A 24,417-nucleotide genomic window follows, 5' to 3' on the forward strand; every position below is an offset into this window, starting at 1 on the left:
GCACCCGCGCTGATGCCCGTGGACGACCTGTTGTGCTTTTCCTTCTATGCTGCAAGCCACGCCTTCACCCGCGTGTACAAGCCGCTGCTCGACGCCATCGGCCTGACCTATCCGCAGTATCTCGTCATGGTGGCGCTGTGGGAGAAGGACGACCAGACGGTGGGCGGCATCGGCGAGAAGCTGGGACTGGAATCCAGCACCCTGACACCGTTGCTGAAGCGGTTGGAGGCCCTCGGGCTTGTCACCCGCAGCCGCGATCCCGCAGACGAGCGGGTGGTGCGGGTGCGCATCTCCGCCCAGGGCGAAGCGTTGCGGGCGCAGGCGCGGACCATCCCCGAGTGTATCCTCAAGGCCACCGGCCTTGATCTCGACGACGCGGTAAGGCTCCAAAGGGAAGTCACCGCCCTGCGTGATGCCCTGGAGAAGGCCGCCGCCGGCAAGCTCTGAGCCGCCGCGCCACACCATTCCCGGAAGATGGGGCTTCATCCAGTTACTGGCATACGGTAGACCAGATATAAGAAGCTCATCAGGGCCTGGTCATGCTCGATTCCACTCTTGTCGGACATATCGCCTTCACCCCCACGCCGCCGGTCCTGCCGCCGCTGCCGCCCGGCCGGCATGATCTGGGCATCGCCGCCGAGCGCGATGCGCTGCTGGTGGTGCCGGAGGGTCTGGCGCCGGACGTGCCGGTTCCGCTGATGGTGCTGTTCCATGGCGGCGGGGGCAGCGCGGCCAAGATCCTTCCCATGATGGAAGCCCATGCGCAGCGCCATGGCTTCCTGCTGCTGGTGCCGCAATCGACCTTCCCCACCTGGGACATCGTGATCGCCGGCAACGGGCCGGATCGCGAGCGGATCGAGATGGCCCTTGCAGCGGTGGCCGCGCGCTTTGCCGTCGATCCCGGCCGCATCGCCTTCGCCGGCCATTCCGACGGCGGCAGCTATGCCCTGTCCCTCGGCCTCACCAACGGGCATTTCGTGACTCACGTCATCGCCTCGTCCGCCGGCTTCATGTCGGTGCACCGGCAACAGGGCGCGCCGCGCGTTTTCATCTCCCACGGGGTCCACGACGAGCAGATCCCCATCGCGCGCAGCGCGCGGGTGCACGCGGCCCTGCTCAAGGACGCCGGCTACGATGTGACCTTCATGGAATATAACGGCCCCCACGCCTGGCAACCGCCGGTGGTGGCGCTGGCGGTGGATTTCTTCCTGTCGCCATAGCGGACGCCGCAGCCGCGGGAGCGCGCGCGGACGCACGCGCTCCCGGCCCGCAACGGACGGCACCAGGGGGCCAACCCCCGTGTACCGGATCGCAGGCGCAGACGCCGGCGCCCTCCTACTTGATATATTTGTGCTTGTTCTCGACCACGCCCTGCGGAAACAGCGCGCGCACGGCCGACCGCGCGGCGATGTCGGCCTGCAGCACGATATCCCGCACTGGCTGCTCCGGACGACCACGGAACGAGGTGACGTGGAACTCCTGTTCCGGATGCATCGGCGTGGGGCCGAAGTAATAATTCGAGACACAGCAACGGCTGGCCGTGTTGGTGATGGGACTGACGGAGTGCCACGTCTCGTGATGGGTTTCCATCACCGCGAGCCGATTGAACTTCGAGTGGATGGTGATCTGCTTTTTCTTCGGGCCTTCAGGCCAAAGCTCGAGATTGCCGCCCTTATCCTCGGGCCAGTCCGGCGATACATAATACAGCAGGTTGAGATTGCGCCACAACCGGCGATCCTTGTCGTGTGAATTGTCGAGATGGGGATTGAGGAAGTGCCCCGGCGCCATTAACGAGATACCGCCCGCATAGAGATTGTCGTCCGGAACCATATCGTGCTTGCCGACGACATCGCTGATGATTTCAACGATCTCCGGCTCTTGGAAGGCATAGATCGCCTCCTCCAGCAACCGGTCATGTTCATTCATCTGTGCGGAGATAAACTTGAGCTCACGCAAGGATTTGTTGAGCCGCATATTGTTTCCGGACGGGAATTTTCCATAAATCGCAAGAGCGACATCCGGAGGCAGAACATCGTCCACCACAAAATTTCGGATTGGACTACTGGATTCGTATTGTCTTTTAATTCTGTCGAACTCGACTCTCAAGCGATCAGCGACAAACTTAGACAGCGAAACACGGTCATGCATTGGAACCCCCCTGACAGAGCCAATACCGATTTTTCCGAGTGGAACTTGTCCAGAATATCATGATAGCTCATGGCATAAAACCTGAGATTGTAGATTTTTCTGCAGTGCCCCCTAAAAACCCTCATCGCGCGGGTATTTTATCGCAGTCGCACAATGCCTTGGCGCCGCGATTACGACCTTTGGCTGCATCCGCACCCTCCGGGAATCCGGCGCTGGACAAGGCCGCCCGCGAGTGATGAGTTGGCTTCAATGACAACAAGCGAACGGGCAGGCCTTTGATCGGGCCGCCGGACGGGAGACATGCTTCGGGCCTCGGTCGTCATCTTCGCAGCGCTGGCCTACATCGGCTTCCTGTTCGCCATCGCGAGCTATGGCGACCGGCTGCGGCCGAAGGCGGCGCGGCGCGCGCCGCGACCCATGATCTATTCGCTGTCGCTAGCGGTATACTGTACTTCGTGGACCTTCTTCGGCTCTGTGGGGCTTGCCACCACCCAGGGCTTTGACTTCCTCACCATCTATCTTGGCCCCATCATCCTGATGACTGTGGGCGCCCCCGTCTTCATGCGGGTGGTGCGCCTCGCCAAGGCCAACAACATCACCTCCATCGCCGACTTCATCGCGGCGCGCTACGGCAAGAACCAGGGCATCGCGGCGCTGGTGGCGCTGGTGGCCATCGTCGGCGCCATTCCCTACATCTCGCTGCAGCTCAAGGCGGTCTCGGCCTCCCTCGTGGCCATGCTCGGCCATTTCGCCGGGGAGCACGGGCGCGGCACGGTGGTGGGCGACCTTGCGCTGTTCGTGGCCTGCGCCATGGCCGCCTTCGCCATCCTGTTCGGCACCCGCCACACCGACGCCACCGAGCACCAGGACGGCCTGATGCTCGCCATCGCCACCGAATCCCTGGTGAAGCTCGCGGCCTTCCTTGCCGTCGGCATCGTCGTCACCTTCCTCATCTTCGACGGCCCCGTGGAGCTGTGGTACGCGGCGCGCGAAGCCGGCGTCACCGCCCCGTTCGAGCACGGCTTCCCGCTCGGCAACTGGCTGACCATGATGGTGCTCTCCGGTGGCGCCTTCATGCTGCTGCCACGCCAGTTCCACGTGGCTGTGGTGGAGAACAAGGGCGAGGAGGAGATCCACCGGGCGCGCTGGCTGTTCCCGCTCTACCTGGTGCTCATCAACCTGTTCGTGGTGCCGCTCGCCCTCGCCGGCATGACCCTGTTCCCGCTGCAGATGGTGGACAGCGATGTCTATGTGCTGGCGGTGCCGCTGGCCGCCGGCTTCGACACCATCGCGCTGCTCGCCTTCGTGGGCGGGCTCTCGGCGGCCACCGCCATGGTGATCGTGGAATCGGTGGCCATCGCCATCATGGTCTCCAACGACCTGGTGATGCCCCTGCTGCTGCGCCGCCGCGCCGCCAAGGCCGACGGTGGTCCGCCCGACGACATGACCAGCGTGCTGCTGATGGTGCGGCGGGTGGCCATCTTCGTCATCGTGCTGGCCGCCTATCTCTACCACCGCATCACCGGCGACGCGCAGCTGGCCCAGATCGGCCTCCTGTCCTTCGCCGCCATCGCCCAGGTGGGACCGGCCTTTGCCGCCGGCATCCTGTGGCAGCGCGCGACCGCCAACGGCGCCATCGCCGCCATCCTCACCGGCAGCGCGCTGTGGGCCTATACGCTGCTGCTGCCGAGCCTTGCCGAGGCCGGCCTCATCTCCTCCACCGTGGTGCAGAACGGCCCGTTCGGGCTGTGGCTGCTGAAGCCCACGGCGCTGCTCGGCCTTTCCGCCACGCCGCTGGCCCATGGCGTGGCCTGGAGCCTCGGCATCAACACGCTGGTGCTGGTGGTGGTCTCCTTCCTCACCCAGCCGAGCCAGATCGAGCGGGTGCAGGCCCGCCTGTTCGCCGGTGGCGGCGACCGCGGGCAGATGCGCCCGGCCTTCCTGCGCTGGCGCTCCTCGGTCACGCTGGGCGAGGTGATGGCGACGGTGGAACGCTATCTCGGCGCCGAGCGGGCCCGCGCCGCCTTCGAGAATTACGCCCGCCAGCACGGCTTCATCCTCGATCCGCACCGGGAGGCGGACGCCGGCATGGTGCGCTATGCCGAGCACCTGCTGGCCTCGGCGGTGGGGGCGGCCTCCTCGCGCATCGTGCTGTCACTGCTGCTGCGCAAGCGCACCGTCTCCACCAAGGCGGCCTTGAAGCTGCTCGACGATGCCTCCGCCGCCATCCAGTACAATCGCGAGCTGCTGCAGAGCGCCATCGACCATGTGCGCCAGGGCATCGCCGTGTTCGACCGCGACCTGCGCCTCGTGTGCTGGAACCGCCAGTTCGGCCAGATGCTGGACCTGCCGGCGGAATGCTACGCGGTGGGCGTGCCGCTGACCGATATCCTCGCCTCCGCCCCCGCCGACGACGAGGCGAAGGGGAGCGCTGCGGGGGTGGGCGCGCGCATCGCCCGCTACGCCCATCCCAGCCCCGACTTCTCCGAGCGCCTGCACCAGCGCGGCGCGGTGATCGAGGCGCGGTCCGATGCCATGCCCGACAGCGGCATCGCCGTCACCTTCACCGACATCACCGCTTCCGTGGAAGCCGCCCTGGCCCTGGAGCGGGCCAACGAGAATCTGGAACGCCGCGTCCGCGAGCGCACCGAGGAGCTGGAGCGCCTCAACGGGGCGCTGGAGAAGGCCAAGGCCGAGGCGGAGGAAGCCAACCTCTCCAAGACGCGCTTCCTCGCCGCCGCCAGCCACGACATCCTCCAGCCGCTCAACGCCGCCCGGCTCTACGTGACCACCATGGTGGAGCGGGCGCGGGGACCGGAGGAGGAGCGCCTCGCCGGCAACGTGGATGCCTCGCTGGAATCGGTGGAAGAGATCCTCTCCGCCCTGCTCGACATCTCCCGCCTCGACTCGGGCGTGATGCGGCCGGAGATCGCGCCGTTCCGCATCGCCGACATCCTGAAGCCGCTGGAGATGGAATTCGCCCCGCTGGCGCGGGAGAAGAATCTCGACCTCACCTTCGTGCCGTGCTCGCTCGCCGTGCGCTCGGACCGGCGGCTGCTGCGCCGGCTCCTGCAGAACCTGATCTCCAACGCCGTGAAATATACCCCCCACGGGCGCGTGCTGGTGGGCTGCCGCCGCCACGCGGGCCGGCTGCGGGTGGAGGTGCACGACACCGGGGTGGGCATCCCGCGCTCCAAGTACAAGGTGGTGTTCCAGGAGTTCCAGCGGCTCGACCAGGGCGCCAAGGTGGCGCGCGGGCTCGGACTCGGCCTCTCCATCGTGGAACGCATCGCCCGGGTGCTGGAGCACAAGGTGGACGTCACCTCCCAGCCGTCCAAGGGCTCCACCTTCAGCGTCGACCTGCCGGTGGCCGTCTCCATGCCGGAGGAGCCGCAGGCCGTCCCCGCGCCGACCCGCCGCGGCGCACAGCTGGACGGGCTCACCGTCCTCGCCATCGACAACGAGCCGGCCATCCTCGAAGGCATGGAGCTGCTGCTGAAGGGCTGGGGCTGCGAGGTCATCACCGCGTCGAGCGCCGCCGGCGCCCTGGAGGCGGTGCGGCTGACGCGCAAGATGCCGGGCGTGGCCCTGGTGGACTATCACCTCGACGATGGCCACGGCATCGACGCGGTCATGTCGCTGAGGTGGAAACTGGGGAAACTGCCGGCCGTTCTCATCACCGCGGACCGCAGCAAGAAGGTGCGCGATGCGGCCCGCGCGGCGGACATGGAAATCCTCAGCAAGCCATTGAAGCCGGCGGCGCTGCGCGCCCTCCTCGCCCACTGGCGCCTCGCCCGCTCGGCGGCGGAATAGCCTGTTTGCGCAGGTCGCGCGCGGCCATTTTGCAACAGGCTCGGAGCATCCGGGTTAAGCCCTCGTTCATCCGCATGAACGCCCAATAAACGCCGCCTTCAGCCAGCGTTATGTGGCCGTGCCATAGAAGCACGCCCTCGGGGCATGGAAATGTTACTATTCTGTTAAAGTTTGTAACTGATCCATGCTGACTTGAACGCGCGATATACTTTTGGAGCGTGGCTATGACGATCACGATTAACGTCCCCGTCTTCCCGCTACGGAAAGAAATCGCCGCTCGCAAGCGGCGTCTCAGTCTTTCCCTGGGCCTGCCGCTGCGCGGGGCAAAGGGTGGCGCGAAAGCGGCCGGCACCGGGCCGGACCCGCGCTATACCGCCGACGGACTGGAGTTTGACGTGAGCGGCATCGGCAAGCCCGGCCGTCGCGGCGAGGGCTGAAGCGCAGGCCGGGGCGTCAACGCATCGGGTCCCCGGCCTTGGTCACGCTGGTGCCGGACAGGCCCCGGGACGAAGGTCAGACGATGCCGATCCCGCTTCTGGTTACAATCGAAATTGATCCTGTCTCCTCATCCCGCCTCGAAGCCGCTGGTTTCGGGCTGCGCGTCGCCGTCGACAAGGCCGAGCGCGCGCAGGTCATCAGCGCCGCGGGGGACGACATCCGGGCGGTCCTGACCAACGGGTCCACCGGCCTCGACACCGACGAGATCGCCGCGCTTTCGGCCCTCGAAATCATCTGCGCCCTTGGCGCCGGCTACGAGAAAATCGATCTGGACGCCGCCCGGGCGCGGGGCATCGTCGTCACCCATGGCCCCGGCACCAATGATGCCACTGTGGCCGACCACGCCATGGCCCTGCTCATGGCCATCGTGCGCGGCATCGTCGGCGCCGACCATGCGGTGCGGCGCGGCGACTGGCTCCGGTCGCGGCAGCCCCGCCCGATGATTTCGGGCAAGAAGCTGGGCATCCTCGGCCTTGGGACCATCGGCGAACAGATCGCGCGGCGCGGCGCCGGCGGGTTCGGCATGGATGTGGCCTATCACAATCGCACACCCCGGGCCGGCGCGCCCTGGCTCTATCTTCCCTCCCCCCGGGCCCTGGCCCAATGGTCGGACTTACTGGTGGTCGCCACCCCCGGCGGGGCGGCCACGCGGCATCTGGTGGACGCGCATGTGCTGGACGCGCTCGGGCCGGCGGGCTTCCTCGTCAACATTGCCCGCGGCAGCGTGGTCGATACCGCGGCCCTGGTCCATGCCCTCGAACACGGGCGCATCGCCGGCGCCGCCCTCGACGTGGTCGAGGGCGAGCCAAACGTGCCGCCGGACCTCACGCGGCAGCAAAACCTCGTGCTCACGCCCCACATCGCCGGCCGCTCGCCGGAGGCCGTGAAAGCCACCGTCGATCTGGTCATCGATAATCTCCAGGCGCATTTCGGCGGTCGCCCGGTGCTGACGCACGTTCCGGGCACCTGAGGCGCGCCGCCCTCCCCACGGCACATCCCCCGGCCTGCGGCTCATTTGCGTGCCTGCGGCGCCTGGGCTGTCGCATTAGGCCACGGCTCTGATATATGCGCGTCACATAATCGAGGCACCGAGGCCCTTCCCATGGCGAATGTCACTGCTTTTCCGGACAAGGCCACCATCGCCGAGCAGACCGCGCGGATGCTGCTGGAGGTGGAGGCCGTGCGCTTTTCCTCCGGCGAGCCGTTCATCTTCACCTCCGGCTGGGCCAGCCCGGTCTATATCGACTGCCGGCGCCTCATCTCCTTCCCCCGCGTGCGCCAGACGCTGGTGGACTTCGGCATCTCCACCATCTTCCGCGAGATCGGCTACGAGCAGTTCGATACCGTAGCCGGCGGCGAGACGGCGGGCATCCCCTTCGCAGCCTGGGTGGCGGACCGGCTGATGCTGCCCATGCAGTATGTGCGCAAGAAGCCCAAGGGCTTTGGCCGCAACGCACAGATCGAGGGACACCTGGCCCCCGGCCAGCGGGTGCTGCTGGTGGAGGATCTCACCACCGACGGCAAGAGCAAGGTGACCTTCGTCAACGCCCTGCGCGAGGCCGGGGCGGAGTGCTCGCACTGCTTCGTGTTCTTCTATTACGACATCTTCGCCGAGGCCTCGGGCATCTTCGACCAGGCCGGGCTCAGCCTGCACCGCCTCGCCACCTGGTGGGACGTGCTGGCGGCGGTGAAGACCATGAACCGGTTCGAATCCGCCCAGATCGCCGAGATCGAGTCCTTCCTCCACGATCCCCACTCCTGGTCGAAGGCCCACGGCGGCACCGCCGTCACCGGCGAGTGACCGCGCGGATGGACCTCTACGGCGTCCTCAAGCCCCTGTTCCGGTTCATGACGCCGGAGCAGGCGCATCACCTGTCCATCCGCGTGCTGAAGAGCGGCCTGGTGCCGGACCTGTCGGGGGGACCCGACGATCCGGTACTGGCGACGCGGGTGTGGGGGCTCGATTTCCCCAATCCGGTGGGCCTTGCCGCCGGATTCGACAAGCATTGCGAGGTGGCGGACGCCCTGTTCAGGTTCGGCTTCGGCTTTGTGGAGGCCGGCACGGTGACGCCGCGCCCGCAGCCGGGCAATCCCCTGCCCCGCCTGTTCCGGCTGGATGAGGACGAGGCGGTCATCAACCGCTTCGGCTTCAACAGCGAGGGCCTCGCCCCCTTCGTCTTCCGCCTTGGGCAGCGCCGGGCCAGCGGCAAGCGCGGCATCGTCGGCGCCAATGTGGGGAAGAACAAGGAGAGCGAGGACGCGCTGGAGGATTACGGCGCCGGCGTCTCGGCCACCTGCCGCCTCGCCGACTATCTGGTGTGCAACATCTCCTCGCCCAACACGCCGGGCCTTCGGGCGCTGCAGGCGCGGGCGGAGATGGAAACCCTGCTCGCCCACGTCATTAGCGTGCGCAATGCCTCCATGCCCGATCCCGCCGCGCGCACCCCCCTGCTGGTAAAGGTGGCGCCGGACCTCGACGACGCGGCCCTGGCCGACGTGGCGGAGGCCTCCCTCGCCACCGGCGTGGACGGCATCATCATGGGAAACACCACCCTGTCGCGCCCGGCGAGCCTGCAAAGCAAATTCAAGGACGAGACCGGCGGCCTCTCCGGCAAGCCCCTGCTGGCCCTGTCCACCGAGCGCCTCGGGGCGCTTTATCGGCTTGTGGGCGGCCGGCTGCCCATCATCGGCGTGGGCGGCATTGCTTCCGGAGCGGACGCCTATGCCAAGGTCCGCGCCGGGGCGAGCTTGGTGCAGATCTATTCCGCCCTGGTGTTCCATGGCCCCGGCCTCGTGACCCGGATCAAGACGGATCTCGCCGCCCGGCTGAAGGCGGACGGCTTCGCCTCCATTGCCGATGCGGTGGGCGTGGACGTGCGCTGAGGCGCCTAAGGTCGGGCGTGTCAGCTCGGGCGTTTGGCGAGCATGTCGCGGATCTCGGTGAGCAGCACCTCGGAGCGGGTCGGCGCCGGCGCCGGCTTGTTCTCCTCGGCCCGGCGCAGGGTGTTGATGGTCCGCACCACCAGGAACAGTACCGCCGCCACGATCAGGAAATTAATGGCGATGGTAATGAAGGAGCCATACGCCAGTACCGCTCCCTGCTTTTTGGCGTCCACCAGGTTGTCGGCCGTCACAGCCGACGACAGGGGAATGAAGTGGTTCGAGAAATCGAGGCCGCCGGTGATGGCGCCGATGACCGGCATGAAGATGTCCCCCACGAGCGAGGTCACGATGTTGCCGAAGGCGGCGCCGATGATCACGCCGATGGCGAGATCCATCACATTGCCCTTGACCGCGAATTCCCTGAACTCCTTCAACACCGGCATGTCCGTCTCCCGAGCCGTCGAGATGGCACCCTTAACCAAAATCCTTACGAAACGTCCTTAACGCTGGGCCAAGGCGCACTGCAAGCGACAGGCGAGCAACGCGGCCGGGGTCGGCTGGGTTCACGCCTGGACCGAATTTCCCTTTGCCCCCACCCGCGATCGCCTCTCGCCAAACGGATCGCTCCGTTGCGGCACCGTTGCGTACGGCGTGACGCTTTCATGACTTTGAGTGCGCCCGTCCCTATGTTAGGGAGTGCCCGCCGCCGATGACGGGGGCGGGCCTTAGGGCTCTTTCGGCAACATCCCCAGGGGTCCCCTCGCGGATCAACCCCTTCCGGGCAGAATGGCGACACGCTTGAGAATGGCGGACCGGCAAACCAGCTTCGCATATGAAGATCTCCTCGCCTGCGGACGTGGCGAGCTGTTCGGCGCCGGAAACGCGCAATTGCCGCTGCCGCCCATGCTGATGTTCGACCGCATCGTCGAGATTTCCGAGACCGGCGGCGAATTCGGCAAGGGCTTCATCCGCGCCGAGCTCGACGTGAACCCGGACCTGTGGTTCTTCGCCTGCCACTTCAAGGGCGACCCGGTTATGCCCGGCTGCCTGGGCCTCGACGCCATGTGGCAGCTGGTCGGCTTCTATCTCGGCTGGCTGGGCTCGCCCGGCCGCGGCCGGGCGCTGGGCCTCGGCGAACTCAAGTTTTCAGGCCAGGTTCTGCCGGGCGTGAAGAAGGTGGTCTACGGCATCGAGTTCAAGCGGGTGATGCGCTCCAAGCTGGTGCTGGGCATCGCCGATGGCTGGCTGTCGGCGGACGATGCCGTCATCTATCGCGCGAAGGATCTGAAGGTGGGCCTGTTCCAGGCCGATGCGGCACCCGCCGCGGGAGCGGCGAGCGCCTGACAAGGCGCCGCCACGATCCGCGGCCATACTGCTGCTTTCCAATGGGGATTTGACATGCGGCGCGTCGTCGTCACCGGGATGGGCATCGTCTCGTCCATCGGCAACTCCACGCAAGAGGTGCTCGCCAGCCTGCGCGAGGCCAAGAGCGGCATCTCCTTCGCGGAGGACCAGGCCAAGCTCGGCTTCCGCTGCCAGGTGCAGGGCGCGCCGACGCTGAACGCCGAAGAGGTGGTGGATCGCCGCGCCATGCGCTTCCACGGCGGCGGCACCGCCTGGAACCATGTCGCCATGGACCAGGCCATCCGCGATTCGGGGCTGGAGCCGTCCGAGGTTTCCAACCCGCGCACCGGCATCGTCATGGGCTCCGGCGGCCCGTCCACCCGCACCATCGTGGAAGCGGCGGACATCGCCCGCACCAAGGGCCCCAAGCGCATCGGCCCGTTCGCCGTGCCCAAGGCCATGAGCTCGACCGCGTCGGCGACGCTCGCCACCTGGTTCAAGATCAAGGGCGTCAACTATTCCATCTCGTCGGCCTGCGCCACGTCGAACCACTGCATCGGCAACGCCTACGAGCAGATCCAGTACGGCAAGCAGGACGTGGTCTTCGCCGGCGGCTGCGAGGAGCTGGACTGGACCCTCTCCAGCCTGTTCGACGCGATGGGCGCCATGTCCTCCAAGTATAACGCCACGCCCCACAAGGCCTCCCGCGCCTATGACGTAAACCGCGACGGCTTCGTCATCGCCGGCGGCGCGGGCGTGCTGGTGCTGGAAGAGCTGGAGCACGCCAAGGCCCGCGGCGCCAAGATCTATGGCGAGGTCGCCGGCTACGGCGCCACCTCCGACGGCTACGACATGGTCGCCCCCTCGGGCGAGGGCGCCGAGCGCTGCATGCGCATGGCCCTGTCCACCGTGAACCTGCCCATCGACTACATCAACCCGCACGCCACCTCGACCCCGGCCGGCGATCCGCCGGAAATCGAGGCCATCCGCAAGGTGTTCGGCGTCGGCGAGAAGTGCCCGCCCATCTCGGCGACCAAGTCGCTGACCGGCCACTCGCTGGGCGCCACCGGCGTGCAGGAAGCCATCTACTGCCTCCTCATGATGCAGAACGGCTTCATCTGCGAGAGCGCCAACATCGAGGAACTGGACCCGGTGTTCGCCGACATGCCCATCGTCCGCGCGCGGCAGGACAATGTGAAGCTCGGCGCGGTGCTGTCCAATTCGTTCGGCTTCGGCGGCACCAATGCGTCGCTGGTCTTCAAGCACGTGGATGCGTGATTGCACGACGGAGGCCTGAGCCCCGCCGGGCGGATGTCCGCCGTGCAGCCCCCGCGGGCCAGGCCAGCGGGGGCAATACCGGCTTGAGGCAGGGCCATCCGGGGCAAGGGTTCTACGACCTCCCCCAGAGGCATGCGTCAGGGTCGGTCATGAAAGGTGAAGGGCCGTGCCGTGGTGCCGGCCCGCGCGGTCTGCTATCGGCGTTTCAGGCGCGAGAGGGTGGGTGATGCAGGACCTGATGAAGGGCAAGCGTGGCTTGGTGATGGGGGTCGCGAACGACCATTCCATCGCCTGGGGCATCGCCAAAGCCTTGGCCGGCCAGGGCGCCGAGATCGCCTTCACCTACCAGGGCGATTCCGTGGCCAAGCGCGTGAAGCCGCTGGCCGAGAGCCTCGGCTCCTCCATCCTCCTGCCGTGCGACGTGGAAGACCTCGCCAGCGTGGATGCCGTGTTCGCGGCGCTGAAGGAGCGCTGGGGCACCATCGATTTCCTTGTCCATGCGGTGGCCTTCTCCGACAAGTCGGAGCTGAAGGGCCGCTATGCTGATACCAGCCGAGAGAATTTCTCCCGCACCATGGTCATCTCCTGCTTCTCCTTCACGGAGATCGCCAAGCGCGCCGCCGCGCTGATGCCCAATGGCGGGTCGCTCGTCACCCTGACCTATGGCGGCTCCACCCGCGTCATGCCCAATTACAACGTGATGGGCGTGGCCAAGGCGGCGCTGGAAGCTTCGGTGCGCTACCTCGCCGCCGATTACGGGCCGGCCGGCATCCGCGTAAACGCCATTTCGGCGGGGCCCGTACGCACGCTCGCCGGCGCCGGAATCGCTGATGCCCGCCTGATGTTCAACTACCAGAAGCGCCACGCCCCCCTGCGCCGCACCGTCTCCATCGAGGAAGTGGGCGGCTCCGCCCTCTACCTACTGTCCGAGCTGTCGGGTGGCGTGACGGGCGAGATCCATTTCGTGGATTCCGGCTACAACATCATGTCCATGCCGCATCCCGACGTGCTCAAGCAGCAGGAAGACGCCGAGGCGAAGCTTGCGGCCGACACGCCGGTGAAGGCTGCGGAATAGCAGCAGCGCCCCGGGCCTGCGCCGGTGATCGACCCGACCTGACGCAGCGGCGGGCGCGATTGCCTCTTTACCTCCCGCGCCGGAGCGCTACCTATCGGCGCGGGCTGTTCTGACCATCACAGACAGAACCGCTGCATCTGGGGGTGGGTGAAGGCATGGACGCACTGGTGGTCGCCGGGATCGTCTTCGTGTGTCTGTTCGGCGGTGCCATCGCCGGCATGGCGGCCTCCCGCAAGCTGAAGGAACAGCACCTCTCCAAGGAAACGCAGGAGGCGGTGAAGCTCGCGGTGGGTATGGTGGCGGCCATGGCCTCGTTGATCCTCGGCCTCATGACCGCGTCGGTGAAGGGGAATTTCGACACCACCAACCGCGACGTGCAGCAATACGCCACCTATCTCATCACCCTCGACCTGTCGCTCCGGCACTATGGTCCGGACGCCGATCCGGCCCGCGCCGCGCTGCGCGGCTATACAGAGCACGCCCTCGACGAGACCTGGCCGGCGGACACCACGAAGACCCTCGTCAACAGCGAGGTGTCCGAGCAGACCCTCTCGCATGTGGGCCAGATGGTGCGCGCGCTTGAGCCGAAGACGCCGGACCAGGTGGAACTCAAGGCGGAGGCCATCGACCGCTACAAGTCGTTGGCCGCCTTGCGCTGGGTGCTGATTGAGGAAAGCGCGGTGCAGGTGCCGCCCATCTTCACCGTCGTGCTGATCGTCTGGCTCACCTTCATCTTCATGAGCTTCGGGTTGTTTTCGCCGGTCAACTCGGTGTCGGTGTCGATTTTTCTCCTGTGTGCCCTCTCCCTGGGCGGAGCGATCTTCCTGATCCTGGAGATGAGCACGCCCTTTGACGGAATTATAATAATACCATCCGACGCCATGCTGAAGGCGTTGCAGCACATGGTGAAGTAACCGTCCCGCCGGCCGGCAGCGGGGATGGGCGGACGGGCGGCATCATGGGGCGTTGCGCTGCACCGGCCCAGCGGCTAGAGCATAGCGCGTCCGGATCGTTCCGGGCCGGGCATATCGCCCAACCCATTGAATTTGAGCCAACTTCCAATCGGCGGAGCGATCCGCTCCGGTGGGAAGCTGCTCCACAGGCACCTTGTCCGCAGCGGCGGCGCAGGCCCCCGCGGGCCGCGAGCAGTGCGGACGGACAAGCGCGGGCCGAACCGGCCGCGCTCGCCTTTGACAGGACAGGAGGCGGACATGAGCCGCAAGACGCTGTGGGTGGCGGCGGCGAGCGTGCTCGTCGGCATCATCGTGCTCGGCCTCAAGACGCTGGCGTGGTGGGTGACGGGCTCCGTGGCGCTGTTGTCCGACGCGCTGGAGAGCATCATCAACGTGGCCGCCTCCGGCGCGGCGCTGATCGCCCTGCAGGTGTCCTCGCGGCCCGCCGACGACAACCACCAGTTCGGCCACCACAAGGCGGAATACATCTCGGCGGTGATCGAGGGGGTGCTGGTGGTGATCGCCGCGCTCACCATCATGCGCGAGGCCTATAACGGCTTCCAGAACCCCACCCTGCCCGACCAGCCGGTGAAGGGCATGCTGCTGAACGGCGCGGCGACCGTCGTCAACGTGGTGTGGTACGTCATCCTGATGCGCGTCGGCCGGGCCTATCGCTCGCCGGCCCTGATCGCCGACGCCAAGCACCTGATGTCGGACGTGGCCACCTCCGCAGCCGTGCTGGCGGGCTTCGTGCTGGTTCCAGTCACCGGATGGCCGCAGCTGGACCCGCTGCTGGCCGGGCTCGTCGCCCTCAACGTGCTATGGACCGGCTGGGGCATGATGAAGGAATCCGTGGGCGGCCTGATGGACGCCGCCCCGCCGCCGGACGTGGTGGCGCGCATCAAGGAGCTGGTCTCCATCCACGCCGCCGGTGCCATCGAGGCCCACGACCTGCGCACCCGCCATGCCGGGCGCATAACCTTCGTGGAGTTTCACCTGGTGGTGCCGGGCGCCATGACGGTAGCGGCCGCCCACGAGATCTGCGACCGCATCGAGAGCGCCTTCGAGCAGGACATGGACGACGCCATCATCACCATCCACGTGGAACCGGAAGGCGAGGCCAAGCACCGCGGCGTGGTGGTGCTTTAATCGCGCTCCCAAGGCCTCACGCTCCAAGGCCTCACGCTCCAAGGCCTCACGCTCCCTTGGGGCGGAAGGCGACGCACACCTGCGGGTCGGTCTCGATGCGCCCCGCGCCGATGAGGTCGAGGCAATAGGGAATGGCCGGGAACACCGCCCCGAGGCACACCGCGATGGAGGCCGGCTTGCCCGGCAGGTTCACGATCAGGGTCTTGCCGCGCACCCCCGCCTCCTGCCGCGACAGGATGGCGGTGGGCACCTCGTTCAGGCTGATGCGGCGCATCTGCTCGCCGAAGCCGGGCAGCGGCTTCTCGATCACCGCCGCCATGGCCTCAGGGGTCAGGTCGCGCGGGGCCGGGCCGGTGCCGCCGGTGGTGCAGATGAGGTCGAGGCCGGCATGGTCGCACATGTCGATCAGGGTATCGCGCACACTCTCGAAACCGTCCGGAATGACCCGATAGTCGACGCTCCAGGGGCTGGTGATGGCCTGCCGCAGCCATGCCTCGATGGCCGGCCCCGAGAGGTCGGCATAGCCGCCGGAGCTGGCGCGGTCCGAAATGGTGACGATGCCGATGCGGGCTGGCGACATGGGAGCGATCCGGTTGGTCCAGAGCACGCGCTGGCTGCGCGTCCCCGATCTCGAGGGCGGGAGACGGATGCGCCGATCAGGCGGGTTCAACCCGATCGGGCCCGGCTCCAAGGCGGTGCGCCTGTGCTGGCGCGACCGGGGCCGAAATGCAAGCCCGTGTCCATTTCCCCGTGTCCATCTCAGCGTCACCCGGGCGCGCCGCCATATCGCAGCGATAGAGGTTGAATTTCGCGTGAAACCGTATTCATGTGAATATAGGTGAAACGTGTCGTTTTTTTCGGGTTCCTGCCGTGACGGTGCATCGGAGCATGTCGGATTTCCTGACCACCCGCGAGCTGGCGGCGCTGCTGCGCGTGAAGGAGCGCAAGGTCTACGATCTGGTGGCGACGGGCAGTCTCCCGGTCCGGCGGGTGACGGGCAAACTGCTGTTTCCGCGCAAGGAAATCGAGAGCTGGCTGGGAGGCGCCACTGAACCGCGCGAGCCTGGGGAGACCCAGGCGCCGGGCGAGCGTGCACCCTTCCCGCTCGTTCTCGCCGGCGGGCACGACCCCCTGCTCGACTGGGCGCTGCGCGAATCGCGCTCCGGCATCGCCGCCTTCCTCGACGGCGCGCTCGATGGGCTCGCCCGCGCCGAGCGGGGCGAATGCATCGCCGTGGGCCTGCACGTGCCCGATCCACAGGGCTGGAACGTGGGTACGGTGGAAGGCCGCTTCTGCCGCGAGCCATGGGTGCTGATCGAATGGGCCCGGCGGGTGCGCGGCCTCCTCTACCGGCCCGATATCGCCCGTCCTCCCAAAAGCCTGAAGGATGTCCGGGGCCTGCGCTTCCAGGCGCGGCAGCCGGAAGCCGGCAGCGAGCTGGTGCTGGACCGGCTGTTGTCCGCCGAGAAGATGGCGCGCGCCGACCTCCGGGTAGTGGACGCCGTCGAGCGGACCGAGACCGACCTGGCGCTGGCCATCGCCGCCGGGCGGGCGGACGTGGGGCTCGGCATCGCCGCGGCGGCGCGCCTTCACAATCTGCGCTTCCTGCCGCTGCTGGAGGAGCGCTTCGATCTCCTGGTCTGGCGCAAGGCCTATTTCGATCCGCCGTTCCAGAAGCTGGTGGCATTCTGCCTCGCGCCCGCCTTCGAGGCCCGTGCCGCCGATCTCGGCGGCTATGACGTGTCCGGCTTCGGGACGGTCCATTACAATTGCTGCTGAACCGGCCCCCGGGCCGAAAAGAAACGCCCGCCCGTAAACCGGGCGGGCGCAAGGTCCTCTGGGGACTGGTGTCTGCGGTCAGGCCGCTTCCACCGGTGGCACGTCGAGAGCGCGGAAAATGGCGCAGCGGCGGAAGGCGTCGATGTTGGGCGGCTCGTTCTTCTGCGAGCAATATTTCGCCACCAGCTTGGCGAGGCCCTTGATGTCGCGTCCGGAGGTCTCCGGGAACATCACCACCAGCTTGCCGATCAGCTCGTCCGACAGCGGCAGGCCGAACTGGTCCGCCATCACCCGCCAGATCTTGCGGCGGTCGTCCGGTCCCGGCGAATGGTATTTGATGAGCGCGATGCAGCGGGAAATGATGGCCTCGTCAATATCGTCCACCCGGTTGGTGGTGAGGAACAGCAGGCCGTTGAAGTATTCGAGCACGCGCAGGAACACGCCCACCACCGCGTTCATGGTGAGGTTGTCCTGCCGGCGCTTGATGTAGACATCCGCCTCGTCGATCAGCATCACCGCGCCCCAGCGCTGGGCGCGGGTGAGGGCATCCTTCAGGGCCTGCTCCATGTGGGCCACATCGAGGCCGAGCTGGCCGGAATGCACCCGGTAGAGCGGGCGCTGGATGATCTCCGAATAGACCTCGGCAGTGAGGGTCTTGCCGACGCCGGGCGGTCCGGCGCACAGCACGGTGGTGCCGCCGGACTTGCCCGCCACCACGTCGTCCATGAGCGTGTTCATCTCGGCGGTGAGGATGTCGATGAGGTCGGTCTGCTCGGGCGGCAGCACCAGCTTGTGCTTCAGCTCGGGGTGGTATTCGTAAGGACGGATGTCGTCCACATGCACCCACACGTGGTGGTGCAGTTCCAGATGGAACATGAGGATGAGGGGGTGCACCGGCATGTCGGTGAACGAGCCCTTGCGCACGTTCGCCTGCGCCGCCTTCAGCGCCTCGTCCACCGCCATGTGGAAGAGGTTCTGCTTGTCCGCCTTCTTCACGATCTTGTCGAGGAAGAAGCCCGAGGTTTCGTTGCCGAGCGTGCGCTCGCCGAGCAGTTCCTCGTCATTCACCAGGCGCGCCTCGGAGCCCGAGGAGGACAGCACGATGATTGACTTGCGCGCCCAGTCGGTGTCGCGGCGGTTGGCGGTGGGATCCTCGGCGAAGATGCCGGTGCCCTTGCCGGAGAACTGGTGGCCGTAGCGCGCCCGCCACTCGAAATAGCGCACCATCTGGTCGTCGAAGGAGGCGAGCAGGCCCGCGTCCTCCATCAGCCAGCCCTTGGCCGCCAGCGTGCCGGGAATGGTGAGGCCACGCAGATCCTTGGAGCGGATCAGCAGATTCTCCACATGGATCTTGCCGCGATTGTTGGCCTTCAGCTCGATGATGACGCGGCCGGCCTCCTCCTCGCCGGGGGGCGTGTAGTCGAGCCGGGTGATGAGGTAGGGCTCGGGCTTGCCGCCCGCATTCATGCGGAACAGCCAGCCGCGGATGGATGAGTTCACGAAGTAGAGGGCCAGCTCGCCGGCGAGGTCTTCCAGCTCTTCCGGGGCGAAGCGCCGGCCTTCATCCTTGAACACGCCGACGAGGTTGGCGAGCTGCTCTTCCTGCCCGCGCACGGCGGTGCCGCCATTCTTCAGCACCAGGTCGTGGAGGTGGGCCAGTTCGTCGGGCTTCAGCGTGTCGAGCCCCAGCTCCATGCGGGTGGACAGGCGCGGCTGGGCCAGAAGATGGGCCTGATCGGGAAAGGCCTCGACCAGGGATTCGACGACCAGACGTTCGACGATGAGCTTCATGACCACCTCACGGTGACGACCAATGTCCGGGTTCCGACAAAAATCGTCGGGCTGTGACAACCCCTGGCATCGGACGATGGGTTGAAACGGCCATAGCAAGATCGAGGCCGGCAAGATCAGCCCGACCCCTCGCTGGCATCGGCCGACCCACCTGCGGACGCCAGATCACCGAAGCCGACCTGCCGCACCGTTGGGCACCGCGCAGCTCACCCCGGCGTCAGCGCCGGGCGCCGGAACCCTCTTTTCGTTCACTATAACCCCTTGGAATAAAGTCACTAATCCGCAACGTCGCAATAACTCTGGCTGGCCGACTGAAATCTGAAATCCGCCTGAAATTTCAGCTTGCATGGGAAAGCAAGATAGCTTTGTATATTAGCTAATTCGCCTGTCGCGACTGCGGCTGGCGGGTGCTCCATCCCGGCGTTCCAGCGAGGTTGCCCCGTCGCCATGGTCGCGCAGCAGATCGTCAACGGCCTCATGCTCGGGGCCATCTACATGCTCGTGGCGGTGGCCTTCACCCTCGCCATCGGGGTCTTGAACTTCCTCAACTTCTCCCTGCCCGGCCTGTTCATGGCCGGCGGCATGCTTGCCTTCGGACTGATGAAGGCCGGCTGGCCCTTCCTGCTCGCCGCCGCCGGGGCGCTGGCCGCCGCGGCCTTCATCTCCCTGCTGGTGGAGCGCTTCGCCTACCGGCCCATGCAGGGCGGCGATCCGGAGGTGCCGCTGGTGTCCTCCCTCGGCTTCCTGGTGCTTTTGGAAAACCTCATGCTGGTTCAGTTCGGATCGGACCAGCAGGCGTTCCCGGCGCTGCTGCCGGACCTCAATTTGCGCCTCGGCGGCCTCGTCATCGGCTATGCCCAGCTCGCCTCGCTCGTGCTGTCGCTGGGCATCGTGGCCGCTCTGTCCTTCGTGCTGGCGAAGACCGCCGCCGGACGGCGCATCCGCACCGTGGCGGAGAGCCGCGAGACGGCGCTGCTCATGGGCATCGACATCGCCCGCCTGGTGCCGCAGCTCTTCGTCGCCTCGGCGGCGCTGGCGGCGCTGGCCGGCATCCTGTTCGCGGTGAACTACCAGCAGGTGTCGCCCTTCATGGGCGAGGGCGTCGGCTTCAAGGGCGTCGCCGCCATGATCGTGGGCGGCATGGGTTCCATCTGGGGCGCGGTGCTGGGCGGCCTGCTCATCGGCCTTGCCGAGGTGGTCTCCATCTCCTTCATCGGCGCGGACGTGGTGAACATCACCGTCTACGGCCTGCTGCTCCTCATCCTCATCGTCCGGCCGCAGGGTCTCATGGGCCGCGCCCCCAGCCGGGAGAAGCTGTAATGAGCGGCTATCTGACCGGCGTCCTCGTCGTCCTCGCCTTCAATGTCATGGCGGCCTATGCGGTCTACCTGCCGCTGGCCGCCGGGCAGCTCAATCTCGGCATCGCCGGCTTCATGGCCATCGGCGCCTATGGCTCAGCCTTCCTGACCAACGAATATATGTGGCCCATGTGGGCCGCCATCCCGGCGGGCGCGCTGGCGGCGGGGCTCACCGGCCTCCTCATCGGCCTGCCGGTGCTGCGCACCCACGGCATCTATTTCGCCATGGCCACCTTCGCACTTGGGCAGGTGATCTCCGCGCTGTTCCTCAATCTCGAAGTGGTAGGCGGCGCGGCGGGCTATCCCGTCACCGACTATGCCGGCCCCAACGTGGTGTTCGCGGCGGCGGCGGGTGTGGTGGTGCTGATGCTCTACATCTCCCGCACCCGCTTCGCCCTCGAGCTGACGGCGGTGAAGAGCGACGCCACGGTGGCGGACCTGCTCGGCGTCCCGGTGCGCGGCATGAAGGTGGCGGCCTTCGCCCTGGGCGCCATGGTGGCCGGCTTCGGCGGCGCCCTCTATGCGCACCATTACAATTTCGTGGAGGCCCAGCATTTCAACGTGCTGCTGTCGGTCTTCACCGTCCTTTACGTGCTGTTCGGCGGCACCCAGACCGTGTGGGGTCCGCTGGTGGGCGCCGTCTTCTTCACTTTGGTGCCGGAGCTGCTGCGCGCCTCCGACCAGTGGCGCTACGCCGTGTTCGCAGTCTTCATCATCGTCTTCATGGCGCTCCGCCCTCAGGGGCTGGTGACGGCCGCCCTGTTCCGCCTGTTCCGTCGCCGCGCGCCGGAGGCCTCCTCATGAGCACGGCGCTGGAAATCTCCGCCCTGTCCAAGTCGTTCGCGGGCGTCCAAGCCATCCGCGACCTGTCCTTCACCGTGCCGAAGGGCGTCTCCACGGCGCTCATCGGCCCCAATGGGGCGGGCAAGACCACGGTGTTCAACATGGTCAGCGGCGTCTATGGCGTGGATGCCGGCCGCATCACGGTGAACGGCGTGGACGTGACCCGCATGCCCTCCCGCCGCCGCATCAGCACCGGCGTCGCCCGCTCGTTCCAGAACGTCCGGCTGATGCCGCATCTGTCGGTGCTGGAAAACCTGCTGGTGGGCCAGCATGTGCGTGCCTCCTCACTGGCCGCGCTGCTCACCCCCTACCGTCTCATCCCCAACCACCGCTGGAAGCGCGAGGCCCGCGCCGCGCTGGAGGAAAGCGGCCTCGACCGCTGGGCGGACGAGACCGTCTCCGCCCTGCCCTATGGGGTGAGGAAGCGCATCGACCTGGTGCGCGCGACACTCGCCGGCGCCAGCCTGCTGATGCTGGACGAGCCCGCCGCCGGCCTCAATCCCTCCGAGACCAATGCCCTGAGGGATCACCTCAAGGCGCTGATGGCCAAGGGCATCACCCTGCTGGTGGTGGAGCACGACATGCACTTCGTGGAGTCCATCTGCCAGAACGTGGTGGTGCTGAATTTCGGCGAGAAGATCGCCGAGGGTCCCCTCTCCCGCGTGCGGCAGGATCCCAGGGTGCGCGAGGCCTATATCGGCTCGGACGGGGAGGCCTGACATGGCGCTGCTCGAAGTCTCCGCCCTTTCCGTCTCCTATGGCCGCGTGGCCGCGCTCACCGATGTCTCGCTCAGCGTCCGCGAGGGCGAGATCGTCACCGTGCTCGGAGCCAACGGCGCCGGCAAGTCCACCCTGCTGAAGGCCATCCTCGGCGCGGTCCCGGCGAAGGGCGGCGGCATCACCTTCGCAGATTCCGACCTCACCCGCGCGGCGCCCCACAGGCGCATGGCGCAGGGGCTGGTGCTGGTGCCGGAAGGCCGGCGCATCCTCATCTCCCTGACGGTGGAAGAGAACCTGCTGCTGGGCGCCCACATGCGGCGCGACACCGTCGCCATCCGCCGCGAGATGGACGCCATCTATGGCCGCTTCTCCAACCTCGCCGAGCGCCGGCACATGCTGGCCTCCTGCCTCTCCGGCGGCGAGCAGCAGATGCTGGCCATCGGCCGCGCCATGATGGCGAAGCCCCGCCTGATGATGCTGGACGAACCCTCCCTCGGCCTCTCGCCGCTGTTCGTGGAGAAGCTGTTCGACCTCATCTGCGAACTGAACCGCGACGGCCTTTCGGTGCTGCTGGTGGAGCAGAACACCGGCAAGGCGCTGAAGGTCGCCCATGCCGCCACCGTGCTGGAACTCGGCCGCGTGACCATGGACGGCGACCCCAAGGCGCTCGCCGCCGATCCAAGGCTCCAGGACGCCTATCTCGGCGGGGCGAATGCCCACTGATCTTTTCAAGTGAAGTGAAGACCGGTTCGCGTGACGAAAACAAGCGCGACACACAGAAAAACCAGAGCAATCCAGAGGAGAATTGGACATGAAGAAAAGTCTGCTTCTTGGCGCCGGCCTCCTGGCCGCGCTGGTCACCGCCGGCACCGCGCGGGCGGAGGAAGAGCTCGTCCTCGGCTACATGATGGCCAAGAGCGGCCCCTACGTGAGCCTTGCCAACACCAATGAGGTGGCGGTGGACATGGCGGTCGAGGAAATCAACGCCAAGGGCGGCGTCAACGGCCGCAAGATCAAGGTGGTGAAGTTCGACACCGCCGGCGATCCCAAGCAGGCCACCACCGCCGTGCGCGCGTTCGCGCAGGATGCGGGGGCGCTGGCCATCATCGGGCCGTTCTCCTCCTCGGAAGTGCGCACCACCTTCCCGGTGGGCGAGCGCGAGGGCATCTCGCAGATGTCCATGGCCTCCTCGGCGCCGGGCCTCACCAAGGGCTTCACCTACGGCTTCCGCAACACCACCGACGAAGGCAAGGTGATCGACCAGGTGCTGGCGTCCATCAAGGACAAGAAGCTGCCCATGGCCTCGGGCGCGGCGGCCTATGCCACCGACGACGTGGTGTCCAAATCCATCGGCACCGGCGTGGTGCCCAAGATGTTCGAGAAGTATTCGATCCCCTCCAAGGGCGCCGTGGACTTCCAGCTCGCCGCCTTCGACCTGTCGCCCCAGGTGGCGCAGCTGAAGCAGATGGCGCCCGACGTGGTCGGCCTCGGCTCGCCGCCGGAAGGCGCCATCACCATCGCCAAGGAACTGAAGCGCCAGGGCGTCTCCACCCGCCTCATCGGCGGCACCACCATCGCCGATCCCGAGCTGCCCAAGCGCATGGATGGCGCCGGCGAAACGCTCACCATCGGCACCACCTTCTTCCCCGAGGTGAATGACAAGACCCGCGCCTTCGCGGCGGAATTCGCCAAGCGCACCAAGGCCGCCGGCCTCAACCGCACCGACCCCAACCAGATGGACGCCTCGGTCTACGACATCGTCTACCTCTACGCCGAGGCCATGAAGCGGGCCGGCACCACCGGCGACAAGGCCAAGCTCGCCGCCGAGCGCAGCGCGGTCCGCGACCAGGTGGCCAAGCTGAAGGACGTGCCGGCGCTCGAAGGCGCCATCTCCTTCGCCGACGGCGACGCCGTGAAGCCCGTCTACATCCTTGAGGTGAAGGGCGGGAAGTGGACCCTTCTGGATACGCGGATGCCGAACTGACCTCGGCACACTCCGCGTACGGCCGGCGCCTTCCTCCTGCCCCTGACCGGAAGGCGCCGGCTCTTCTTCCATTCCCTCGAAAGACACATCCATGCCGGGCACGACACTTGACTTCACCCTCCATGCCGACGGCGCCGCCAAGCGCCTTGCGGTGGAGATCCGCCACGCTGTGATCGCCGGCTGGACCGGCCGCGACAAGGCGGCGCTGGAAAAGCACATCGTGGAGCTGGAAGAGCTGGGCGTGCCGCGCCCCGCCTCCACCCCCATCTATTACCGGGTGGCGGCCGCCCGCTTCACCACCGCCGACGCCATCGAATGCACCGGGCCGGACTCCTCCGGCGAGGTGGAGTTCATGGTGCTTGAGAGTGGCGGGCGCCGCTTCCTCGGCGTCGGCTCGGACCACACTGACCGCACGGTGGAGACCTACGGCATCACCGTCTCCAAGCAGATGTGCGACAAGCCCGTCGCCCCCGAGCTGTGGGTGCTGGACGACGTGCAGCCCCATTGGGACAGCCTGATCATCCGCTCGTTCGCCACCATCGGCGGGGAACGGGTGCTGTACCAGGAGGGCCCGGTCTCGGCCATGCTGCCCCCGGGCGAGATCATCGCTGGCTACGGGCCGGGCCTTTCCGAGGGCACCGCCATGTTCTGCGGCACCCTCGCGGCCAAGGGCGGCATCCGTCCCGCGGCGCGCTTCGAGTTCGAGCTGGAGGACCCGGTGCTGAAGCGCACCATCCGCCACGGCTATGATGTGAGCATCCTGCCGATCGCCGGCTAAACTCGAAGAGAACACACGTCCGG

Annotated in this window: 23 protein-coding genes; 19 read left to right on the forward strand and 4 right to left on the reverse strand. The window is 67.0% G+C overall.

From position 1 onward, the window contains the following. Positions 1-12: 12 nt before the first annotated feature. Both V5F66_RS09860 and V5F66_RS09865 read left to right on the forward strand, forming a co-directional pair. Entirely contained in the window at positions 13-447 is a 435-nt protein-coding gene (locus tag V5F66_RS09860; RefSeq protein WP_041576187.1) for a MarR family winged helix-turn-helix transcriptional regulator, read from the forward strand. 92 nt (positions 448-539) lie between these two features. Then, positions 540-1,220, forward strand: coding sequence for an alpha/beta hydrolase (locus V5F66_RS09865; protein ID WP_394093764.1), 681 nt, complete (start codon positions 540-542; stop codon positions 1,218-1,220). A 115-nt stretch (positions 1,221-1,335) separates the two neighbouring features. Here V5F66_RS09865 and V5F66_RS09870 read toward each other — a convergent pair whose 3' ends face one another. Continuing rightward, complete coding sequence (locus tag V5F66_RS09870) at positions 1,336-2,040, reverse strand: 2OG-Fe(II) oxygenase (RefSeq protein WP_198139170.1); 705 nt, start codon at positions 2,038-2,040, stop codon at positions 1,336-1,338. Positions 2,041-2,448: 408 nt separating this feature from the next. Here V5F66_RS09870 and V5F66_RS09875 point away from each other — a divergent pair, with 408 nt between their 5' ends. From V5F66_RS09875 to V5F66_RS09895, 5 genes are all read left to right on the forward strand, one after another. Then, positions 2,449-5,961, forward strand: coding sequence for a PAS domain-containing hybrid sensor histidine kinase/response regulator (locus tag V5F66_RS09875; RefSeq protein WP_394093765.1), 3,513 nt, complete (start codon positions 2,449-2,451; stop codon positions 5,959-5,961). 224 nt (positions 5,962-6,185) lie between these two features. Continuing rightward, positions 6,186-6,398 carry a hypothetical protein gene (locus tag V5F66_RS09880; protein WP_394008802.1) on the forward strand — a complete coding sequence of 71 codons (213 nt, stop codon included), beginning with the start codon at positions 6,186-6,188 and terminating at the stop codon, positions 6,396-6,398. 38 nt (positions 6,399-6,436) lie between these two features. Then, the gene (locus V5F66_RS09885) at positions 6,437-7,429 is read left to right on the forward strand and encodes a 2-hydroxyacid dehydrogenase (RefSeq protein ID WP_394093766.1); all 993 of its coding nucleotides are present in this window, start codon (positions 6,437-6,439) and stop codon (positions 7,427-7,429) included. 132 nt (positions 7,430-7,561) lie between these two features. Then, complete coding sequence (locus V5F66_RS09890) at positions 7,562-8,260, forward strand: orotate phosphoribosyltransferase (RefSeq protein ID WP_011995736.1); 699 nt, start codon at positions 7,562-7,564, stop codon at positions 8,258-8,260. An 8-nt stretch (positions 8,261-8,268) separates the two neighbouring features. Further along, the gene (locus V5F66_RS09895) at positions 8,269-9,342 is read left to right on the forward strand and encodes a quinone-dependent dihydroorotate dehydrogenase (RefSeq protein WP_394003158.1); all 1,074 of its coding nucleotides are present in this window, start codon (positions 8,269-8,271) and stop codon (positions 9,340-9,342) included. Positions 9,343-9,362: 20 nt separating this feature from the next. Here V5F66_RS09895 and mscL read toward each other — a convergent pair whose 3' ends face one another. Then, positions 9,363-9,779 (reverse strand): large conductance mechanosensitive channel protein MscL, encoded by a 417-nt coding sequence (gene mscL / locus V5F66_RS09900; protein WP_041576185.1) that lies wholly within the window; start codon positions 9,777-9,779, stop codon positions 9,363-9,365. Positions 9,780-10,146: 367 nt separating this feature from the next. On the opposite strand from mscL, the gene fabA reads away from it, so the two are divergent. The 5 genes from fabA (at position 10,147) to V5F66_RS09925 (ending at position 15,141) form a co-directional block, all read left to right on the forward strand. Then, positions 10,147-10,686, forward strand: coding sequence for a 3-hydroxyacyl-[acyl-carrier-protein] dehydratase FabA (gene fabA, locus V5F66_RS09905; RefSeq protein WP_041574982.1), 540 nt, complete (start codon positions 10,147-10,149; stop codon positions 10,684-10,686). 54 nt (positions 10,687-10,740) lie between these two features. After that, on the forward strand, positions 10,741-11,964 hold the full coding sequence (gene fabB, locus V5F66_RS09910) for a beta-ketoacyl-ACP synthase I (protein ID WP_394093767.1): 1,224 nt from the start codon (positions 10,741-10,743) through the stop codon (positions 11,962-11,964). Between the two features lie 226 nt (positions 11,965-12,190). Further along, entirely contained in the window at positions 12,191-13,039 is an 849-nt protein-coding gene (gene fabI / locus V5F66_RS09915) for an enoyl-ACP reductase FabI (protein ID WP_394053835.1), read from the forward strand. Between the two features lie 155 nt (positions 13,040-13,194). Continuing rightward, a complete protein-coding gene (locus V5F66_RS09920) occupies positions 13,195-13,953 on the forward strand; it encodes a bestrophin-like domain (RefSeq protein WP_011995730.1) in 759 nt (252 codons plus the stop codon). A 297-nt stretch (positions 13,954-14,250) separates the two neighbouring features. After that, positions 14,251-15,141, forward strand: a complete 891-nt coding sequence (locus V5F66_RS09925) for a cation diffusion facilitator family transporter (protein ID WP_394053834.1) — start codon at positions 14,251-14,253, stop codon at positions 15,139-15,141. Positions 15,142-15,187: 46 nt separating this feature from the next. Here the strand turns inward: V5F66_RS09925 and mog are convergent, their stop codons facing one another. Continuing rightward, a complete protein-coding gene (gene mog, locus V5F66_RS09930) occupies positions 15,188-15,721 on the reverse strand; it encodes a molybdopterin adenylyltransferase (RefSeq protein ID WP_041574980.1) in 534 nt (177 codons plus the stop codon). 308 nt (positions 15,722-16,029) lie between these two features. Here mog and V5F66_RS09935 point away from each other — a divergent pair, with 308 nt between their 5' ends. After that, complete coding sequence (locus V5F66_RS09935) at positions 16,030-16,920, forward strand: substrate-binding domain-containing protein (protein WP_394093768.1); 891 nt, start codon at positions 16,030-16,032, stop codon at positions 16,918-16,920. A gap of 78 nt (positions 16,921-16,998) precedes the next feature. On the opposite strand, the gene V5F66_RS09940 is transcribed toward V5F66_RS09935, so the two are convergent. Then, positions 16,999-18,711: an AAA family ATPase gene (locus V5F66_RS09940; RefSeq protein WP_049775822.1), complete on the reverse strand. Its 1,713-nt coding sequence runs from the start codon at positions 18,709-18,711 to the stop codon at positions 16,999-17,001. A gap of 447 nt (positions 18,712-19,158) precedes the next feature. Here V5F66_RS09940 and V5F66_RS09945 point away from each other — a divergent pair, with 447 nt between their 5' ends. The 6 genes from V5F66_RS09945 (at position 19,159) to V5F66_RS09970 (ending at position 24,394) form a co-directional block, all read left to right on the forward strand. After that, entirely contained in the window at positions 19,159-20,031 is an 873-nt protein-coding gene (locus tag V5F66_RS09945) for a branched-chain amino acid ABC transporter permease (RefSeq protein WP_011995725.1), read from the forward strand. Next, positions 20,031-20,873, forward strand: coding sequence for a branched-chain amino acid ABC transporter permease (locus V5F66_RS09950; protein ID WP_011995724.1), 843 nt, complete (start codon positions 20,031-20,033; stop codon positions 20,871-20,873). Before V5F66_RS09945 ends, V5F66_RS09950 begins: the two co-directional genes overlap by 1 nt. Next, positions 20,870-21,631, forward strand: a complete 762-nt coding sequence (locus V5F66_RS09955; protein ID WP_394093769.1) for an ABC transporter ATP-binding protein — start codon at positions 20,870-20,872, stop codon at positions 21,629-21,631. The genes V5F66_RS09950 and V5F66_RS09955 overlap by 4 nt, the downstream gene beginning before the upstream one ends. Positions 21,632-21,638: 7 nt before the next feature. Next, positions 21,639-22,355, forward strand: coding sequence for an ABC transporter ATP-binding protein (locus V5F66_RS09960; protein WP_394003243.1), 717 nt, complete (start codon positions 21,639-21,641; stop codon positions 22,353-22,355). Between the two features lie 88 nt (positions 22,356-22,443). Next, positions 22,444-23,616: an ABC transporter substrate-binding protein gene (locus tag V5F66_RS09965; RefSeq protein ID WP_394093770.1), complete on the forward strand. Its 1,173-nt coding sequence runs from the start codon at positions 22,444-22,446 to the stop codon at positions 23,614-23,616. Between the two features lie 91 nt (positions 23,617-23,707). Further along, entirely contained in the window at positions 23,708-24,394 is a 687-nt protein-coding gene (locus V5F66_RS09970; RefSeq protein ID WP_394093771.1) for a DUF2848 domain-containing protein, read from the forward strand. The last annotated feature ends 23 nt before the right edge of the window (positions 24,395-24,417 follow it).

It is taken from the genome of Xanthobacter versatilis (genome assembly GCF_043193975.1).
In the GTDB taxonomy this organism is placed as follows: Bacteria; Pseudomonadota; Alphaproteobacteria; order Rhizobiales; family Xanthobacteraceae; genus Xanthobacter; species Xanthobacter autotrophicus_E.

Excerpts from the sequence above, each read along its gene's own strand:
- V5F66_RS09860 (WP_041576187.1), top strand. The coding sequence starts at position 13 with ATGCCCGTGGACGACCTGTTGTGCTTTTCCTTCTATGCTGCAAGCCAC.
- V5F66_RS09865 (WP_394093764.1), top strand. The coding sequence starts at position 540 with ATGCTCGATTCCACTCTTGTCGGACATATCGCCTTCACCCCCACGCCG.
- V5F66_RS09875 (WP_394093765.1), top strand. The coding sequence starts at position 2,449 with ATGCTTCGGGCCTCGGTCGTCATCTTCGCAGCGCTGGCCTACATCGGC.
- V5F66_RS09880 (WP_394008802.1), top strand. The coding sequence starts at position 6,186 with ATGACGATCACGATTAACGTCCCCGTCTTCCCGCTACGGAAAGAAATC.
- V5F66_RS09890 (WP_011995736.1), top strand. The coding sequence starts at position 7,562 with ATGGCGAATGTCACTGCTTTTCCGGACAAGGCCACCATCGCCGAGCAG.
- V5F66_RS09895 (WP_394003158.1), top strand. The coding sequence starts at position 8,269 with ATGGACCTCTACGGCGTCCTCAAGCCCCTGTTCCGGTTCATGACGCCG.
- fabA (WP_041574982.1), top strand. The coding sequence starts at position 10,147 with ATGGCGGACCGGCAAACCAGCTTCGCATATGAAGATCTCCTCGCCTGC.
- fabB (WP_394093767.1), top strand. The coding sequence starts at position 10,741 with ATGCGGCGCGTCGTCGTCACCGGGATGGGCATCGTCTCGTCCATCGGC.
- fabI (WP_394053835.1), top strand. The coding sequence starts at position 12,191 with ATGCAGGACCTGATGAAGGGCAAGCGTGGCTTGGTGATGGGGGTCGCG.
- V5F66_RS09920 (WP_011995730.1), top strand. The coding sequence starts at position 13,195 with ATGGACGCACTGGTGGTCGCCGGGATCGTCTTCGTGTGTCTGTTCGGC.
- V5F66_RS09925 (WP_394053834.1), top strand. The coding sequence starts at position 14,251 with ATGAGCCGCAAGACGCTGTGGGTGGCGGCGGCGAGCGTGCTCGTCGGC.
- mog (WP_041574980.1), bottom strand. The coding sequence starts at position 15,721 with ATGTCGCCAGCCCGCATCGGCATCGTCACCATTTCGGACCGCGCCAGC.
- V5F66_RS09935 (WP_394093768.1), top strand. The coding sequence starts at position 16,030 with ATGTCGGATTTCCTGACCACCCGCGAGCTGGCGGCGCTGCTGCGCGTG.
- V5F66_RS09940 (WP_049775822.1), bottom strand. The coding sequence starts at position 18,711 with ATGAAGCTCATCGTCGAACGTCTGGTCGTCGAATCCCTGGTCGAGGCC.
- V5F66_RS09945 (WP_011995725.1), top strand. The coding sequence starts at position 19,159 with ATGGTCGCGCAGCAGATCGTCAACGGCCTCATGCTCGGGGCCATCTAC.
- V5F66_RS09950 (WP_011995724.1), top strand. The coding sequence starts at position 20,031 with ATGAGCGGCTATCTGACCGGCGTCCTCGTCGTCCTCGCCTTCAATGTC.
- V5F66_RS09955 (WP_394093769.1), top strand. The coding sequence starts at position 20,870 with ATGAGCACGGCGCTGGAAATCTCCGCCCTGTCCAAGTCGTTCGCGGGC.
- V5F66_RS09965 (WP_394093770.1), top strand. The coding sequence starts at position 22,444 with ATGAAGAAAAGTCTGCTTCTTGGCGCCGGCCTCCTGGCCGCGCTGGTC.
- V5F66_RS09970 (WP_394093771.1), top strand. The coding sequence starts at position 23,708 with ATGCCGGGCACGACACTTGACTTCACCCTCCATGCCGACGGCGCCGCC.